This window comes from Sphingobacterium sp. 2149, from assembly GCF_031455655.1.
GTDB lineage: Bacteria > Bacteroidota > Bacteroidia > Sphingobacteriales > Sphingobacteriaceae > Sphingobacterium.
Window position 1 is genome coordinate 372,513 of record NZ_JAVDTD010000001.1, and the last position, 17,397, is coordinate 389,909.

The 17,397-nt window shown below is 44.6% G+C and carries 16 protein-coding genes; 15 read left to right on the forward strand and 1 reads right to left on the reverse strand.

Annotated features, from left to right (window positions below; genetic code table 11):
- Positions 1-581 precede the first annotated feature (581 nt).
- Positions 582-1,295 carry a LytTR family DNA-binding domain-containing protein gene (locus J2X77_RS01535; RefSeq protein ID WP_310078631.1) on the forward strand — a complete coding sequence of 238 codons (714 nt, stop codon included), beginning with the start codon at positions 582-584 and terminating at the stop codon, positions 1,293-1,295.
- Positions 1,296-1,341: 46 nt separating this feature from the next.
- Entirely contained in the window at positions 1,342-1,656 is a 315-nt protein-coding gene (locus J2X77_RS01540) for a MerR family transcriptional regulator (protein WP_293888638.1), read from the forward strand.
- 292 nt (positions 1,657-1,948) lie between these two features.
- On the opposite strand, the gene J2X77_RS01545 is transcribed toward J2X77_RS01540, so the two are convergent.
- Complete coding sequence (locus tag J2X77_RS01545) at positions 1,949-2,734, reverse strand: AraC family transcriptional regulator (protein WP_310078634.1); 786 nt, start codon at positions 2,732-2,734, stop codon at positions 1,949-1,951.
- A 92-nt stretch (positions 2,735-2,826) separates the two neighbouring features.
- On the opposite strand from J2X77_RS01545, the gene J2X77_RS01550 reads away from it, so the two are divergent.
- The 13 genes from J2X77_RS01550 to J2X77_RS01610 all read left to right on the forward strand — a co-directional run bounded on the left by J2X77_RS01550 (position 2,827) and on the right by J2X77_RS01610 (position 17,390).
- Entirely contained in the window at positions 2,827-4,320 is a 1,494-nt protein-coding gene (locus tag J2X77_RS01550) for a TolC family protein (RefSeq protein WP_310078636.1), read from the forward strand.
- 9 nt (positions 4,321-4,329) lie between these two features.
- A complete protein-coding gene (locus tag J2X77_RS01555; protein ID WP_310078638.1) occupies positions 4,330-5,379 on the forward strand; it encodes an HlyD family secretion protein in 1,050 nt (349 codons plus the stop codon).
- A complete protein-coding gene (locus J2X77_RS01560) occupies positions 5,379-6,968 on the forward strand; it encodes an MFS transporter (protein WP_310078640.1) in 1,590 nt (529 codons plus the stop codon). The genes J2X77_RS01555 and J2X77_RS01560 overlap by 1 nt, the downstream gene beginning before the upstream one ends.
- A 154-nt stretch (positions 6,969-7,122) precedes the next feature.
- Positions 7,123-7,632 carry a DinB family protein gene (locus J2X77_RS01565; RefSeq protein ID WP_310078642.1) on the forward strand — a complete coding sequence of 170 codons (510 nt, stop codon included), beginning with the start codon at positions 7,123-7,125 and terminating at the stop codon, positions 7,630-7,632.
- A gap of 134 nt (positions 7,633-7,766) precedes the next feature.
- Positions 7,767-8,411 carry a DUF6266 family protein gene (locus J2X77_RS01570; RefSeq protein WP_310078644.1) on the forward strand — a complete coding sequence of 215 codons (645 nt, stop codon included), beginning with the start codon at positions 7,767-7,769 and terminating at the stop codon, positions 8,409-8,411.
- Between the two features lie 49 nt (positions 8,412-8,460).
- Positions 8,461-8,994, forward strand: coding sequence for a DUF6266 family protein (locus J2X77_RS01575; protein WP_310078646.1), 534 nt, complete (start codon positions 8,461-8,463; stop codon positions 8,992-8,994).
- The gene (locus J2X77_RS01580) at positions 8,991-9,395 is read left to right on the forward strand and encodes a DUF5675 family protein (RefSeq protein WP_310078648.1); all 405 of its coding nucleotides are present in this window, start codon (positions 8,991-8,993) and stop codon (positions 9,393-9,395) included. The genes J2X77_RS01575 and J2X77_RS01580 overlap by 4 nt, the downstream gene beginning before the upstream one ends.
- Before the next feature lie 273 nt (positions 9,396-9,668).
- Positions 9,669-9,959 carry a hypothetical protein gene (locus J2X77_RS01585; RefSeq protein WP_310078650.1) on the forward strand — a complete coding sequence of 97 codons (291 nt, stop codon included), beginning with the start codon at positions 9,669-9,671 and terminating at the stop codon, positions 9,957-9,959.
- Positions 9,946-10,116 (forward strand): hypothetical protein, encoded by a 171-nt coding sequence (locus J2X77_RS01590; protein ID WP_310078653.1) that lies wholly within the window; start codon positions 9,946-9,948, stop codon positions 10,114-10,116. Before J2X77_RS01585 ends, J2X77_RS01590 begins: the two co-directional genes overlap by 14 nt.
- A 304-nt stretch (positions 10,117-10,420) precedes the next feature.
- Positions 10,421-11,008, forward strand: a complete 588-nt coding sequence (locus J2X77_RS01595; RefSeq protein WP_310078655.1) for an RNA polymerase sigma-70 factor — start codon at positions 10,421-10,423, stop codon at positions 11,006-11,008.
- 101 nt (positions 11,009-11,109) lie between these two features.
- On the forward strand, positions 11,110-12,240 hold the full coding sequence (locus tag J2X77_RS01600) for a FecR domain-containing protein (protein ID WP_310078657.1): 1,131 nt from the start codon (positions 11,110-11,112) through the stop codon (positions 12,238-12,240).
- 225 nt (positions 12,241-12,465) lie between these two features.
- Complete coding sequence (locus J2X77_RS01605) at positions 12,466-16,011, forward strand: SusC/RagA family TonB-linked outer membrane protein (RefSeq protein ID WP_310078659.1); 3,546 nt, start codon at positions 12,466-12,468, stop codon at positions 16,009-16,011.
- A gap of 11 nt (positions 16,012-16,022) precedes the next feature.
- Positions 16,023-17,390, forward strand: coding sequence for a RagB/SusD family nutrient uptake outer membrane protein (locus J2X77_RS01610; protein ID WP_310078661.1), 1,368 nt, complete (start codon positions 16,023-16,025; stop codon positions 17,388-17,390).
- Positions 17,391-17,397 lie beyond the last annotated feature (7 nt).

Sequence of the window (17,397 nt, forward strand, 5' to 3'; positions counted from 1 at the left end):
TTATACCGGGATAGCAATTTTTGGGAAATAAAGGTTTTCAATAGGGTTAAATAGGGCGTATACAGGGATGAATATACATCGTGTAACTGAACTATTATACGATAAATCTATTCGTCCCTAGAAATTACTTTATTTCCCATTACTTCTATAGATAAAATGTAATGCACATATTTGTAGCATCGACACGCGATGGTCCAAAGAAATGCCTAGCAAATGGGCACAAAAATAAGTTAAATGATAAATTTTTCGCTGCTAAAGAAAAGGGGATAATAGACTGCAAAAATTGTACTTAAATGACCAAATAAAGGCGGTAAAATTTATTGTTAATCAGGTTGTTATGGCTTTCGGTGGGTAGTTGTCCATGGTAGTGTCGTTTTGGCTTAAAATTTAGTTAATGATGAAAGTAAAAAATTGTTTAATAATTATAACTTGATATGTTTATGTTTAATTATTATCTTAGCTTAAAATATTAGTGATATGATGATCCTAGGAATATTTTTAATACGATTGAAGACAACCAATGGAAGTGACCGACAGTTCACCCTATTTTAATGTTAAACTAACTTTTATAAACCCAGGTGATGGCAAAATACGATGTAATGATTATTGACGACGATCCCTACGATAACCGTATCGCAGCGAGCGCATTCCGACAAATCAATGAGGTCGGTGAAGTGCGGTGTTTTACAAAACCGATTGATGGTTTCAACAGCATCATGGACAATCCCCCGGATGTATTGCTTTTGGATGTGGAGATGCCCGAGATGTCGGGGATGGATCTGTACCAGACACTGCCGCAGGCAAAAAGACCGCCCGTTATTCTATGTACCCATTCAGATCAATATGCTTACAAGGCCATCAAAATCGCGGTGGCCGACTACCTCATCAAACCGGTGCGGTTTCCCGATCTCTTTGTCGCTTTCGAGCGCGCGCTCTATCAGAAAAATGTAAACATCAACATGCCTTTCCAGATTGAACCCATCGGGAAATGGTTTACCTTCAAAAAGATGTATCGATTTGTACTGTTCACTGATATCCTGGCGGTATCGTCCAGTAAAAATTATGCAATCTTTCACCTGCGGCAGGCAGAGGACGATTTTAACTACCGCATCACGATGGACGAGGTGGAAACGATGCTGCCAAAAAGTACTTTCGTGCGCGTACACCGCGGTTTTATTGTGAGTGTTAACTTTGCCAGGAAAGTTGTCAATCGTAAGATTTTATTCCCTGAACGTACCGATCTTGATATTAGCGTGAGTACGATGGGGTTGCTAAGACTACGCCAATACGCCTGATGGGTGTATGGGTTATACACTTTTTATAAACCTTAAATTAATAACAATGCCCAAAAAACAATACCTCAGGGGCTTACTATTAAGTCCAGGGCAGGCCTATGCCCAAAAATTAATCTTGCTGGAACTCCTGGCCGTCAAGCGTCAGCTCGCAACATACCTCGACCTACGGGAGCAGCTGGAACAGGAAAATGTGCTGCTGCGCGATGCCGAATATGTCAAATCGCATGTGGGCATCTCCACCGAAACGCTCTATCGCCTGCAGCGCGATGGGCATATCTGCATTGCCAGGCGCGTACACAACAAACGCTACTACCGCGATGTGGATGTGGAGCGGCTGCGCCAACATTACCGCGGCCTGTAGTACGGTCTTCCCTACATTTTTACCTATTGAAATGGAGCTGATTGGAGCGCCGCCCCGCCTGGGGCGGCATCTTTAGGCATTTGGCCACTTTCTCCTGACCTTTTCCCAACCAATTCCTGCCTTTACAGCAATTTTCATCGTATTGGCGTCGGGTGCCCCTCGGACCAAATTCGAACAAGACCCGAGGCAGACCTGATAAAATTCCGATGAATGCCGGGAGTTGGTGGCGAGTTAATAAGGAACCAATAGGTTAATAAGGAACCAATAGGCTAATAAGGAGTCAATAGGAGCATTAGCCCTTTTTTAGTCTAAATTCCGTCGGCCTCATATTGGTGAGTTGCTGAAAGTTGTTGCTAAATGCAGCGATATTGGAATAGCCAATAGCATAGGCGATCTGGGTCATGTTCAGATCGGTATCTTTGATCAATTCCATGGCCCGAATAATCCGCAGCATTTTTAAATACTGAACAAAAGTGATATGCAGCTTGGTCTGGAATAATCGGGTCAGGCTGCGTACACTCATGCCCGATTGCTGCGCAATGGTATCCAGGCTGAGATCTTCATGTAACCGATTTCTAATGTTGTCCGTAATAGCATTGAGCCGTTGATCATCTGTTGTCGGAAGTTGGATAGAGAATTTTTTGAGCTTTTCTTGTGATAGTACGCCTTTAAGTGTGGTCAAAAACTCAAATTCCCATGAACCAACGCGATAATCACCCTGCCATTTCTCGCTAAATAAGAGCATCTCGGCCAGTAGCTTACTCACCGGATAAATACCCAGCTCATCATAAAAAGTACTCGATTTTTGTGCAGGAAAGTAAATATTGATAATGTACAGATCCTGCGTATTAAACATCAGGTTGTGCGGGTAGTGTGCTGGAATCCAGATATAATGATTGGAAGGAATATAGAAATCCTTTTCGTCGGTCTGCAGATAAGCAATGCCCCCATACACCATCAGCAACTGCGCCTTGTCGTGCTGATGCGCAGGCAGGCGCTGTTCGGTCTGCTGTCGCATGACGAGGATCGAATCGGGATGTTGATCCACACGGTTGATTAATTCGCTAAGCCTATCCATGTGGCCAAATTTAGTAAATAATAGGCTAATTATATAAAAACTTGGTCTGCGGTGTTGGATAATTTTGCGGTGTTAATCTTCATAAAATCAACATGGAACAAAAAATCATAAAACCCGATAAACGAATTTCGCCGCTTCCATCGGAAGAAACTGACAAAACGTATCGGTATTGGCTGGCTTGCGCCTATGCCAGTCCGCTGATGCCCCTATGCGACTTAACATTCGTTTTTGATGCACTGGAAAAGATGCTCAAATACTGTTTAAAAGCCAAGCCGATTTTCGGCATACTGTTGCTGCTGGTTGCGCCCGCTATTTACGCGCAGCAGACAGAAAAAATCGAACCCTTAAGTTTGGAAGAAATGTGGACCGTGGCCGAGAAAAATAACCGGCAGCTCAAACTATCCGACCTCGATCTGCAGCAAAGTAAACTAGCAATTTTGGAAGCTAAAGACCGTTTGTTGCCCGAACTATCGGTTGGTGCCGATGTAAAACTCAATTCTAAATTTCTGATCTATGACGATGGATTGTTCGCTGCGCCACAGGATGTGCCTGTAAAAGGCTATGGCTATGGCCTGGGGTACAACCTAAACTTCAATCTGTACAATGGCGGGAAGGACAAAAGGAATATCGCCCTGAAAAAGGAAGAGGCGACACGAAAACAATACGAAGCAGATCTGCAAAAGCATCGCGTAAAATTAGACGTCGCTGTTGCTTATTTCGATCTCTATAAGTTTTTGCATTTCTACGATTTTCTTGATGCCGAGATCGAAGCAGAGAAAAAGCAAAAGCGATTAATAGAAAGTCTGCATAACAACGGTACTGTGCTAAAGAGTGATGTGCTGAGAATCTCGGTGAAATTGTCGCAATTGGAACTCAACCTTTCCGATCTGACGAAGAAGATTGAAATCGCCAAACAACGGCTCAATATACTGATGGGGCGTGCAAACGACGCTGCATTGGCAATCACCCATACAGACAGTGCTGCATTAAATGCCTTCGAAGATGATCACTACACCGCGTATGTAGACCTGGCGTTTAACCAATCCCCGGCATACAAAATAGCTCATAGTGACATCACATGGAGCGAACTGAACGTCAGGCAGATGAAAGCGATGGTATTGCCCAAAGTTTCTTTGTACGCGAACTATAATTACACCTATCCACAGATTTCCTTTTATCCGTATTCAAATGACCTGTGGGGATTTGGCCAGACAGGGATCAAAGTGCAGTACGCCATTGACAACTTGATCAAAAGTAAACATGCAATCGCGCATGCCCAGGTGGTTAATAGGGAGGCGCAAGAAAAAGCAGACATTCAAAAAGATGAAATCTATCTGCAGGTAAAAGAAGCTTATTTGCAGCAGCAGCAGGCTTTGGAGCGTGTCAAAACGGCCGAACAGCAAATCATCCAAACGACTGAAACCGTCCGTGTGATCAGGAGCAGTTATTTAAATCAGGAATCATTGCTGACCGATCTTATGGAGGCTGAAAATGCACTATTGGAAGCAAAATTTAACCGAACAACCGCACAGACAGACGTAAAAGTAAGCCATATACGACTATTGGCCATTGTAGGAATTCTTTAATCAACGATCATGAACAAAAATAAAACAGACAAAATTGTGGTCAGCCTAACCCAAGGATTGGGCATTGCATTATTCGTAGGCATCTTGGTTTGGGCAGCTACCTATTTTTTAAAAGGGTACCGCTATGAGCAGACCAACGATGCCCAGGTAGATGCTTATCTCTCGCCCATAAACGCCAAAGTGGGCGGATACATCAGTAGGATAGCGTATAAAGACAACCAGCTGGTTAAAAAAGGGGATACGCTCGTCGTCATTGAACTGGACGAGTACGCACTGAAAAAAGATGCTGCATCGGCAGAACTGCGGAGTGCACAGGCCAAATTACCCATATTGGCCGCAAGCGAAGAGACGCAACGTAAAAGTATTGCGGTGATCAAAGCGCAGTTGGCCGGAGCTAAAGCCAGATTGCAGCAGCAGCAGAGAGAATTTGGGCGCTATAAAAATCTACTGGCAGATGAATCGACCACACAGCAAAAATTTGACAATGTCACTACCGCTTTATCCATTGCACAAGCTGATTATGATCAGGCTAACGCAGCTTTACAGGTAGCCGAATCCAAATTGAATGATTTTAGCGCACAGCAGCAGGCGATACAGGCAGAGATAAAAATGAAGGAAACCCTGCTACAAAGGCAGCAGCTGGATATTCGATATACAGTTATTACGGCACCTTTTGACGGGCAGATCGGTAAAAAGACGATTCAGGAAGGTCAACTGATACAGCCCGGGCAAACCTTGGCTTTTTTGGTGAACAAGGCCGAGGAAAAGTGGGTAATGGCCAATTTTAAGGAAACACAGATCGGTAAATTCTCCATCGGACAAGCCGTAGCTATTGAGGTGGATGCCTTTCCGAATGAGCGCTTCAAGGGTACCATCGAGTCGCTTTCGCCAACAACGGGATCACGCTACTCGCTACTTCCACCGGATAACGCTACCGGCAATTTTGTGAAAATCACGCAACGTATTCCGGTTCGGATTAAATTAACCGATACGCCTGAAAAGTTAGGAAAACTTTCTGCCGGAATGAATGCCAATGTATATGTTTTAAAAGCGGAATGATGCAAGCACATAACATACCGATTTTCAGATCCTGGGTAGCTGAGTGGGTGGCGCGATCCGTCATATTTGCCATTCTGATGACCTGTTTATTTAGTTTCGCTTTCTACGGTAGTCCGGTTGCGGCAATGGGATTTTACGGCATACAGCCCACCGATGTACAATATGGCATGGTCGTTATCTATGGTTCTACCGTAGCGTTCCTGGCACTCGACTTCCGGATAGTCAAATATTTTGCGCCGAGAAAATATTTGCTGATTGCCTTGGCCATAAATGCATTATGTTCGGTGGTCTGCTTTCATTTTAAAGATTGGACCGTGTTTGTTATCTGCCAGTTTTTGCAGGGGATTACCTGCGCATTGATGTCGGGAATTGTGTTACAGCTTATCTTTCCAAGATTGCATGCTGTGCGCGCCCGGGTAATTGCGTATAGTCTTCTTTACGGCTGCATACAAATTGCTGTGCCGTTCTATGCCATCTACAACAGTGTGATGCTGTATTTCTTTGATTTTAACTGGCTATTCTACGGATTTATTGTCATGCTCATGATCCTGGCAGGGGTGGTGTTGTTAACCATGAACAGTAAAGCCCGGTTTAGCAAAAAGATTCCACTGTATCAGGTGGATTGGATCGGCTATCTGTTTTATGTTTCTTTCATCCTGCTATTGGGATACATCCTGGTCTATGGGCGGCAATTGGGATGGTTGGATAGTTCACTCATGAGGATGCTTAGTATCGGTGATTTACTTATTCTTTCACTCTTGATCGTCAGAGCTTCAAAACTCAAAAGACCCTTGATCAATTTACAGATCTTTAAGGCCAAGAATTTTGTGTTGGGGATATTCCTACTTGTTACATTCTACCTGTTCAAAGGAAGCACTGGGCTTGCTTATGGCTACCTGGAGGTAATTTTAGGCAATGATCCATTGAGCACCATTCCAATATGGACAGCTGTCATCGTGGGGACCACGCTGAGTATGTTTGTTACTTCCCGATTTGTGCTGATGGGGTATAATCTGATCCGTCTGATTGTTGTTGGATTTGGAATCATGGCGATTTATTATGCCTATATGATCCTATTTGTGTCGGTACAGGGAGAGACGGTCGATTTTCTGCTCCCGCTATTGATCTATGGTGTAGCCACAGGGGTGTTATTTGTACCGATTGTTTCCTTTACCACTTCATCAGCACCGCCCAAAATTGCCATTAATGCCTCGCTTGTGGGGATATTGGCCAGGTTTACAGGTTTTACCCTAAGCCTGGCATTAAACAACGAACTACAATTAGTTGCAAAATCCGGGGTTCGGGAGAAGCTGCGGGAAGCACTGACAGAAACCAACCCGCAATTACCGCTAACGATATTGGATATTCAAAGTCAATATATCCATGCCGGCAGCGATATGTATACCGCAAAAGCAGCAGCCACAGGCTATTTTAATCAACTGATAGGGCATCAAATATTGGCCCGTGCTACCCGCGATTATTACGATTGGATGCTAACGGGCGTACTGATCGTCATTGTTATCTTGCTGCTTTTACCACGAATTCAACGTGTTGTGTTGCGGTTATCAAAAGGAAATGTGCCTTATTGAAAATCATTTTTATTGAATATATTTAAATCTTCTTATGGGACAATTTGTAATAAAAATTTAAAATAAACCTAGCAAACCCTTAACAAAATCAATGGGACTTGGCATTGTACTTTGTTTTTTGTGATAAAGGTCGTTTGCATAAAAACGGACACCAATGAAAAAATACGATTTGATTAAAGAATTTATCAAAAATCATCAGGAAGTGGTTCAATATATTGATGGTTTAAATGAGTCAGAATTTGGGTATGCACAAAGTGGAAAATGGACAGCTGGACAGCAGTTGGAGCATATTTTATTCACGATAAAACCATTCCCTAAAATCTTAAATTCTAAAACATTCATTCGTGAAAAATTTGGAAACATCAATCGTCCTACATGGAGTTATCGTACTGTGTTAGAAAATTACACGAAAACAAGCCTGAAAGCACCAGCACAATTTGTGCCGCAGAGGGAGCTATCGATAGATAGGAAAGCAGGTATTATAGCGGAAATAGACAGCACTTTGAAAGCGATCAGCGAAGTGTTTGAAAACTATACAGAAGATGAACTCGACACCCTTACCTTACCTCATCCGCTACTTGGACAGCTGACCATCAGAGAGATGTTTTACCTCATGTCCTACCATCCGCTACATCACCAAAAGCAAATAATGATCGGTCTATAATCAGTCAAAAATACGAATCCCATAGGTCAGCGCTCGGTCATTCATTATGATGGTATTTGTTGTTGATTTAAAGTGTTTTATGTTTGTTATGTCAATCAGAAATACCGGTATGAAAAAAGGGTTGACGATAACACATGGGAACTATTGTACATGGAGCAAACGGAGGCTTTAAGGGTAAAGCCGGCTCAGTAATCGGAAGTAGCTGGAAGAGTATCAACTACATTAAAGGGCTTTACAAAAAAAGAACGAAGCCCGCATCGGAAGCACAGATGATGCAGCAGGAAAAATTCAAAACGCTGATGCGTTTCCTACTGCCCATCAACTTCTTTTTAAAAATTGGCTTCGGCCTTAAAAACACAGAAAAATTGACACCGATCAATGCGGCATTTCAATTTAATCTGAACAGGGCCATTACGGGCGTTTATCCAAACTATGCGCTCGACTATAGCAACATCAGCATTGCAGACGGGGGACTGTACGGTGGTGGAACGGTAGCAGTTGCCTATGAATCGGGCGAATTGACCTACAGCTGGTCCACGGGCGGTAGCGATGTTTTCGAAACCTTTGGTGACGATCTAGTTTATGTGCTGGCTTACCACCCCGAAAAGGATGAGTTTATCTCTTCCACCAAGCCAAGTACGCGGGAGACGGGGGTGGTGTCCTTTATGGTGCCTGACCATCTCACAACTGGTTCGGTGCACACCTGGTTATTTTTGTCCAACCGTTCAAAAACAAAGGTGTCTAAAAGCGTGTATCTAGGCGAGCTACAGCTGATCTAAGGTTAACGGGCTGAGTCGATCCGGCTCAGCCTTTTTATCTCTTTTTATTATGGTAAAAAAAGCGCCGACTCCTGCGCAGCTGCGTGTTCGGGAAACATTTAAAATTGCGCGTGCCTTTTTGGCGCCGCTCAATGGATTGATCAAAAAAGGCTTTGCTGAACAGGCGAAGCGCAAAAAGTCGCTTCCATTTGGGCAGGCCTTGAGTCACACGTTGCGTATCGCAATCAGGCATGAGGCCGAAAGGCCTGTGGTAGACCCAGCACTGGTTCTTTTGAGCGACGGTTCCATCGCACCGCCAAATATGCCTATACTAACACGCGAAAAAGATCGCATAATAGTCACGTATACAGTTCCTAGCGGTAACCTATATCCATTGGACGATCAGATTATCCTCTGCGCTTATCAGGTTGAAAAGGGTTATGCTTTTATAAACGAAAAGGTCTGGAGACGGTACGATAGGCAGGTCATCTTGCACCTCCCGGCAGGCTTCGAAGCCGACGGTTTTCACGTTTACTTGCTGGCCTGCGACAGAAAGGGTAAAAAGTATTCACGGTCACGTTATCTAGGGTACTCCACGAAATGAAAAACAAACATGTCCTGCTGCTCCAACGGAAATATGGCGCACAGGGAACCAACGGCACCATCACCTATCAGGGCGAGGTGATCTGCCATACGATTGAGCTGCCCGACAGAAATAATATTCCGCGCATTAGTTGCATCCCTATAGGCCAGTACAAACTCGAAAAGCGACGCTACCCCAAGCATGGGGAACAGATTGGCATTCCAATCGTGCTCGGCCGGGAGGCTATTCTGATCCATGCCGCCAACAATGCATTGAAAGAATTGCAGGGCTGCATCGCGCCGGTGACGACTTTAACTGCTGAAGGCCGAGGAGATTATAGTGGAAAAGCTTTAGCAAAGCTAAAAGCATTGGTGTATAGCCTGTGGGATCAAGGTGATGAAGTGTATTTGAATATTCGATAAATGCAGGTATGGAATAGCGAATTGCATTCTTTTGTGTCATCTTTTTAGTTCTCTGGCTATATGAATCAAACTCGCTGTGCTCAGACAGTGATTCATATGTACGCCAGATCCCGTCAGATCTTGACAGTCAGAACGCTATATTTTCTATTCCATTACCTGCTGATTTATCGAAGTTGGTATTGGTGGATTGGTAGTTGTAATGCCAGGCTTTCAATTCTTTGTCCTCGATTATTGCTCGAATAAAGAAGGGAATGATTTTAAAAAGCTGTAAGTATGAAAAAAATCTTAGACAAAATAGGACAGGTGCTGCAGGTGGTTCTTGCGGCACCCGTTAAATTGCCTGGAAAGGCTGGAAATATTTTAAAATATATTGCATTAGGTCTAGGTATCGTTAAAACCGTCATGGAGGAGGATAAGCCTCCTAATGAAAAGTCAATTGCTGATGCGGATGGCGGCCGGCATCGATCAAGTGGCACAGCTCAGGGTATGCCAATGCCTACCCTTGAGGAAGCCGAAGCGCCTATGTTACCCAAAGAAAGGAGTGGGGCGGATGAGGTGGAATGATATGCGCATCTCAGCACTCGGAGGTACACTGTGTTCTCTTTGGGCAAGCTTTTCGTTGGGCGATGTGCTGCAGACGGTATTGACGGCTGCGGTGGGTACACTGGTTAGTTTTGCCACGAGTAGGCTGCTTTGCATGTTGGTCAAGCGGAAGCGATAAGTATAGAAAATAGGGCGCACTGCTACGTGCGCCTTATCTGTTCTTATAGTTTCCTTCTTATATCGTAATCTCGGCAGCTAGTTTAAAAGTAGTAAACCCAGTATCATTTCCGGCTTCTTCTGTCTCAATCACTGCCTTATTGTTCAGTAATATCGGTGATCCATTGGGAATCTTGACAATTGCCGTGGAACCTTTAGGAACTTTTAATTTTAGCCTAAAACCATTGAGGGGGGAAGGATGAAAAAAAATGATCCAAAACTAGTATTACTTTGGCTATATCCTTATCTTCGTTCTTAATAACACTATGGGCCTAAATCTACAGATCAGCGATATTGAACTAGCCACCTTACTAAGTCAGGGTGATGAAATCGCCTTTAAAGTGCTCTATCAGAAGTATTGGGACAAGCTGATAGCCATTGCCGGCAAACGGTTGGGTAATGTAGTAGATGCGGAGGAGTTGGTACAGGATATTTTTCTTAACCTTTGGCGAAGAAAGCAGTACTTTGAACTTAAACAGACTTTTGACCAGTATTTTGCTGTTGCGGTAAAGTTTGAGATTATCAATCGCCTGGCCAAGCGTTCCAGAGAGCAGCAAAGGGATGAACGAATGTCCCAAGAGCTAGTGGGTTATACCCATATGCCCATGCAACTGGATTTGGAATTGCTTCAAAAGCAGGTGGAGGCGACGGTAAATGCATTACCACCCAAATGCCAGTTGGTCTTTAGAATGAGCCGTGAAAGTGGTATGAGCAACCGAAGGATTGCCGAACAACTCGATATTTCTGAAAAGGCAGTTGAGAAACACATTACCCAGGCCTTAAAAAAACTGCGTTCCCGTTTTGGTGTACTTTGGCCTTTTGTTATATTGTTTATCGATCACGTAAAAAACTAATAATTAGTTGGTTGATATCCTTCGTGAGTTTTTCTTTCTTTTTTTGAATATGTAGGTAGGGTAAATCCATTTTTAATTGGCTATTAGTAAAACAGGCAATTATGGATGAGTCTCAAGACCCTCAATATATACAGCTGCTTGCACGAAAATGGCAGGAAAATAGGATTACCAACGAAGAGCGTGCGATATTTGAAAAGTGGTACAATGAAACCGAAAACGTACTGGAGATCACCTCTGACGAGTCGCGAACGGAGATGGAACAGCGGATTTATAAACAGATCCTTCATCGTGCCGGTATCCGTGCTCGCCGTGTAATCTCTTACCGCCATGTGGCTGCTGCGGCTAGTTTGGTATTCATGCTATGTTTCGGAGCCTATTTTTTATTTTATAACAAGCTATCTGAAAGTCCTGTGCCTGTAGCAAGCAGTACAGTTATTCCGGGTAGCAATAAAGCAATACTGAGACTAGCCGATGGCCGGGCGATCTTGCTCGACGGTACGGCTAACGGCAAGCTTGCCCAACAGGGGAATACCATTGTAACAAAGGATGCTGATGGGCAGCTTCGCTACGCGCAGGGCAACGACCATGAAGATGCAAAGTATACCTGGAATACATTAGAAACACCTTTTGGCGGGCAGTATCAATTGCTACTTGCAGATGGAACCAAGGTATGGTTGAACGCGGGCTCATCGATTACCTATCCTACCATTTTTGATCAGAAAGAACGAAAAGTCGAAATAAGAGGAGAGGTCTATTTTGAAGTTAGCCATCATGCGGACTGGCCATTTAAAGTTAGTAGTCCGGGGCAGACCGTCGAAGTGCTGGGTACCCAATTCAATGTCAATGCCTATGATAATGAAGCCCAGACGCGCACGAGCCTGCTGCAGGGTGCTGTACAAGTGTTAACCGCTCATGCTAAAAGCCGATTGAGCCCCGGGCAGCAGGCGATTTATGATGGGAATAAGTTAATCACCTCGATAGTGGATACTGACGAAGCTATTGCTTGGAAACAGGGATATTTTAGATTTAATGACGAGGGCATCGAAAGCATTATGCGACAACTGGCACGCTGGTATAATGTGGAAGTGAAGTTTGAAGGAAAGATAACAAAAGAATCCTTCTCTGGTAAAATCTCACGACAGAAAAGTATACAGCAGACCTTAGCGATGCTTGAAAACACAGGAACTTTACATTTTAAAATAGAGGGAAGGAGGGTTACCGTCATGCAATAAACTAACCGATTAACGGGGTTCAGAAAAACCATTCCGGCTCGAATCCGGAATGGCTGGAAAATGGACCTCCAAAATAACATCCTAATTATTTATGAAATGCGACGTACCGTGATCATCTGGTAAATGTGACGGTACGTCGCCAAAATCCATGCATTGCAAATGTACAAATTTTACACCAAGATTATTGTACGGCCACCCGGCTGTATACCTAAAATACTATTGACAATGAAGTTAATCGTACTTTTTTTGACCACCTTTATCTTACAGGCAAGTGCTGGTGTGCTGGCTCAGAAGATAACGCTCAAGGAGAAGAATGCTCCGCTGGGTGAGGTTTTTAATAAAATTAGCGCGCAGACAGGATATGATTTTTTATATAGTACATCGCTGCTTCGGAATGCCAAACCGGTGAGTATTGAGGTGAGACAAATGGAATTGAAAGAGGTCTTGAAAAGACTTTTTTCTGATCAACCCCTGGATTTTATCATGGGAGAAAAGTCTGTGGTCGTCCGGCCTGCGATACGCTCCGTATCGCGGCCTCCAGCTGTACTCGGGGAGGCTAAAATAGATATTTCTGGCCGTGTTGTCAATGCCGAGACTGGGGAACCGCTCGACGGAGCAACAGTGCTGGTCAAAGGAAGGATGCAAGGCGATAATACGGCTTCGGACGGCACATTCCAGATTCGTGGAGTTGATGAAAATGCAACACTTGTCATTGCATTTGTTGGTTACAGCTCGCAGGAGATCGCAGCCAAAAAGGATCTGGGGACGATCCGGCTTGAACCTCTCGTCAGTAATCTGGGGGAGGTGTCTGTATCGGTGAATACAGGTTATCAGGTGATCAAGCCCGAACAGAGCACCGGTGCGGTAGCACAGATAAATACCAAAGCCTATGAATCTCGTATTAGTACGAATTTTCTAGACGGGTTGGTCAACCGCATACCGGGATTGATGATTAACAACAATGTGTCCTTTACAAGTACCACCCCGGGCAGTACGCAGTCATCTTCGCGTAGCCTCTTTAATATTCGGGGTATATCGACCATGTCCGCCAATCAGAATCCTTTGATTGTGGTGGACGGCTATCCAACCGAATTGACATTGGATATGATTGATCCAAATGATATAAAAAATGTTACCGTACTCAAAGATGCTGCGGCAGCGACAGTGTACGGGGTACGTGCTTCCAATGGGGTGATTGTTATCGAAAGAAAGCAAGCGGCTGCGGGGAAACCGAAGTTTAACTTCCGGACAACGCTCAGCCTAACACCCAGGGAAAATTACAAACGCTACCGCTATGATGATAATGCCTCCGCGATCTTTGCCGATTTTCAGCGGTTTCAATATGGCAACACCATTAATGCAGATATCTGGCCGCTGTTATCCACTATAGGAAGCGGTGAGGAAACTGCACGCTCCCCCATATTTTACCTTTTAGCCCAGTCTTCGGCTAAGGTGATCACAAGCGATCAATTTGACCGTGCGTATGGCGAACTTCAGGCCTATGATAACAAAGAAGAGTATAGGGATATTTTTCTGCGTATGGCAGCCACACAGACCTACAACCTACAGGCTTCCGGTGGCAACGAAAATGCACTCTATATCATCAATACGAATTATACTGGCAACCGACTATCGCACTTAAATAACGACGATAACCGCTGGTCGATATCTGCAAGGAGCCGTTTAAAATTGTCGTCGAAACTATCACTGGAGCTGATCATGGATTATCAAGAAATGCGTTTCCGAAATGCGCCCGTACCGGATCTGACAAGTCTCTATCCTTTCGAACGGCTGCGGGATGTTAATGGCAAGCCCGCCTATTCAACAGCTTTATCGTCGTTGAACCCTTTTTATAATGATGCCATTATGCGCCGGGGATTAGACGATGTCATGAGCTATCCACTGGTGGATGTGAATGAGATAAACGATCGGACAAAAACAGCTAACAATCATATCACAGCCAACTTCGTCTATTCATTGGGAAACGGAATTAAACTGGCTTTTGGGGGAATATATGAAAACTCAAACACGGATTTCAGACACTATGCGTCGGAATTCTCATCGGAAGCACGGAAATACATCAACAATTATGTGACAACAAACCCAGACGGGACGCTAAAATATAATATCCCCAAAGGGGGCTACTTACAGCAGCAGCACAATAACTTTTCCAGCTATACCGCACGTGCAAGTATCAACATAAATAAAAAGATAGGTGAAGACCATTCCATTAACGGTATTGTCGGGGGCGAATTGCGCAACGTGATCAACAAGGGAAGCCTGGCCAGTTATTTTGGTTATAACGATGAAACGCTGCTGCAACAGCCGGTGGACTACGCAGGAATTACGAATGGCTCCATTCGTGGTACCTTTATCAACAATTCTCCGTTTGCAAATCGCTATGATCTACTCTTTGACCAGCAATATGCAGAGGACAGGTTTGTCTCGGCCTTTACCAATCTGTTGTATTCCTACAAAGATAGGTATTCGATCAGCGCCAGCGCACGTATCGATCAATCCAACCTTTTCGGTACCGACCCAAAATATAAGTATAAGCCGCTCTGGTCTGTCGGCGGAGCATGGAACATTGAAAAAGAAAATTTTATGGCGGATGTCGCATGGGTCAACCATCTTAAACTGCGGGCTTCATACGGATTTAATGGCAATGTTGCCAAATTGTCGCTACCACAGGTAATAGCCCAGTACACCCTTAACCAGTATACTTCACCTAGCAGTTCTGCGCTAAGCAAGCTGTCGTACGCAAATGGTAGCTTACGCTGGGAGCAGACCAAGAATCTGAATGCCGGACTGAGTTATAGAATCTTTAAGCGCGTCAGTGGTACCATCGACTATTATAAAAAGAATAGTACCGATCTCTTGGGCAATTCAATGATTGATCCGACCATCGGAACCAGTCCTTCTATTATCAACAATGCTTCTATCCGTAATCAGGGACTAGAAATCGGCCTGCACGCCGACTGGCTGTCGACCCGCAATTTTAACTGGAATACAGGGTTTATTCTAGGGCGGAATACCAGTAAGGTTCTGGACGTATATCAACGTGGTCCCTATAATCCGCAGACGTTAAATTTACTCGGATACGTCAAAGGCTTTCCAGTAGGGGCCATGTTTACTTATCAAGACGCTGGGCTGGACAATACGGGCTATCCGTTGGTCAGGAATGACCGCGGTACCCTATACGATACACATCCTACACCGAGTGGCTCCGCGGCAGATCTTGTGTTTTCTAGCGACACTTCCGGGTTGACGCGCTATGCGGGATCCTCGATACCAACTATAAATGCAGGGCTCAGCAACCGGGTCGACATCGGACCATTTTACATCTATGCGATGATCAATTACTATGGTGGTTTTAAGGTTCGGGTGCCGGCGCCCAATCCTAGTGTCTATAGGCCGATTTCCGGTTCCGGTGAATACTGGAAAAATTCCGGTGATGAGCTCATCACACAAATACCGGCGCTAGAAACCTTTGGCGGAAGGTCTTATAACGCGCTATATGCCTATAATTTTTCTGATAGACGCGTTGTACATGGAGATTACATAACACTAGGAGATCTGACGTTATCCTATAGTTTTGACGATAAACGATTTGTTAAAAAGCTCGGATTCTCTCATTTTGAAGTTAAACTACAGGGATCCAACCTCTGGACAGTGGGCTTTAACAGATATAACTTTAGTTCTGCTGCAGGAAATTTCCTAAAAACCTATGTGACACCGACTTACACCTTAGCTTTATTCACCACTTTTTAAATCTGCTACACATGAAATCATATCAATCTATAGCTATTCTGGTTCTGCTGCTCACGTTGTACGGCTGTGACAAGTATCTGGATATACAGCCTAAGGGTAGAACCTTGTTGACCACAGTTACCGATTATGAGCAGTGGCTCAATGACCCTTCACTGGCGGTTGGCTTTGGTGCGCCATCAGGCTACACCATGCTCTTTTCGGATCTGGTCGATGTTGTCAATATACCCACCCCCGCCACATCACCTGCACATCTGATGTATTTATGGGAACGGCAATTTTCCTCCGACCTCAATAGCGCTCCCCTGTTATGGGGTGAGCATTATGCCAAGATTAATCACTATAATACTGTTTTGCTGGGAATAGACCGGGCGACAGGTGGAACAGCCGCCGCAAAAAAAAGGCTTAAAGCTGAGGCTCTGCTGGGCCGTGCGCTGGAATATTTCTACTTGCTCAACGAGTATGCCCAGCCCTATGATGGAACCACTGCCGCGCAGGATCTGGCTGTGCCTTTTGTGACCTCCAACGATGTGACACAGGTGGTTCCACCCCGAAGTACCTCGGCTGAGATCTTTCAACATATTGTAGATGATATCCAAAAGGCCATCCCTGATCTACCTATCGACAACACTAAGGATCGGCTTAAGGGTTCTGTAGCAGCGGCGTACAGTGTGCTTGCAAGGGCGTATTTTTATACCGGAGATTATCAGGAAGCCAGGAAATATGCCGAGCTTGCTCTTTCCAATACGCAAGCCGTCATGCTTAACCTCAATGCCGCACTTCCTAGCTCTGACCTGGTGGGAATTCGTCAGGACGTGATTTATGGTCGATTCGTTTTGGGAAACTTAACAGCGTCCCTGGATTTTATGCGCTCTTTTGCGCAGGGAGACATGCGGGTACGTCGGCTGTTTTTGAGTTTGGACAATAATACTTACGACGTTCGGGGCGCGACATTGTTTGTTCCAGCCCTTGTTTCGCCTACTTTGCAATATGTCAATACCGGTACATCCGTGCAGGAAATGAAACTAATGATCGCCGAACATGCCGCCCGCAACAATGAGTTGCGTACAGCCTTACAGCAACTGGATGAATTACGATCCAATCGTATAGCACCAGCATCGTACACGGCCTTTGCTTCAACTGACCAAGAGGCGGTGCTGGAACAGGTATTGTTGGAACGGCAGCACGAACTAGGTTTTTCGGGCCTTCGGTGGTTTGATATGCGGCGGCTTGATAGGGAAGGGCGTATGGGGACAATATACCGTTATGATGCCACAGGCAAAGTAATCGCAACGCTCGAACCACATAGCAACCGGTATACGCTCCAGATTCCGCTGCAGGTACTAAGTTTTAACCCCGGCATGTCGCAAAATCCTTTATAATCAACGT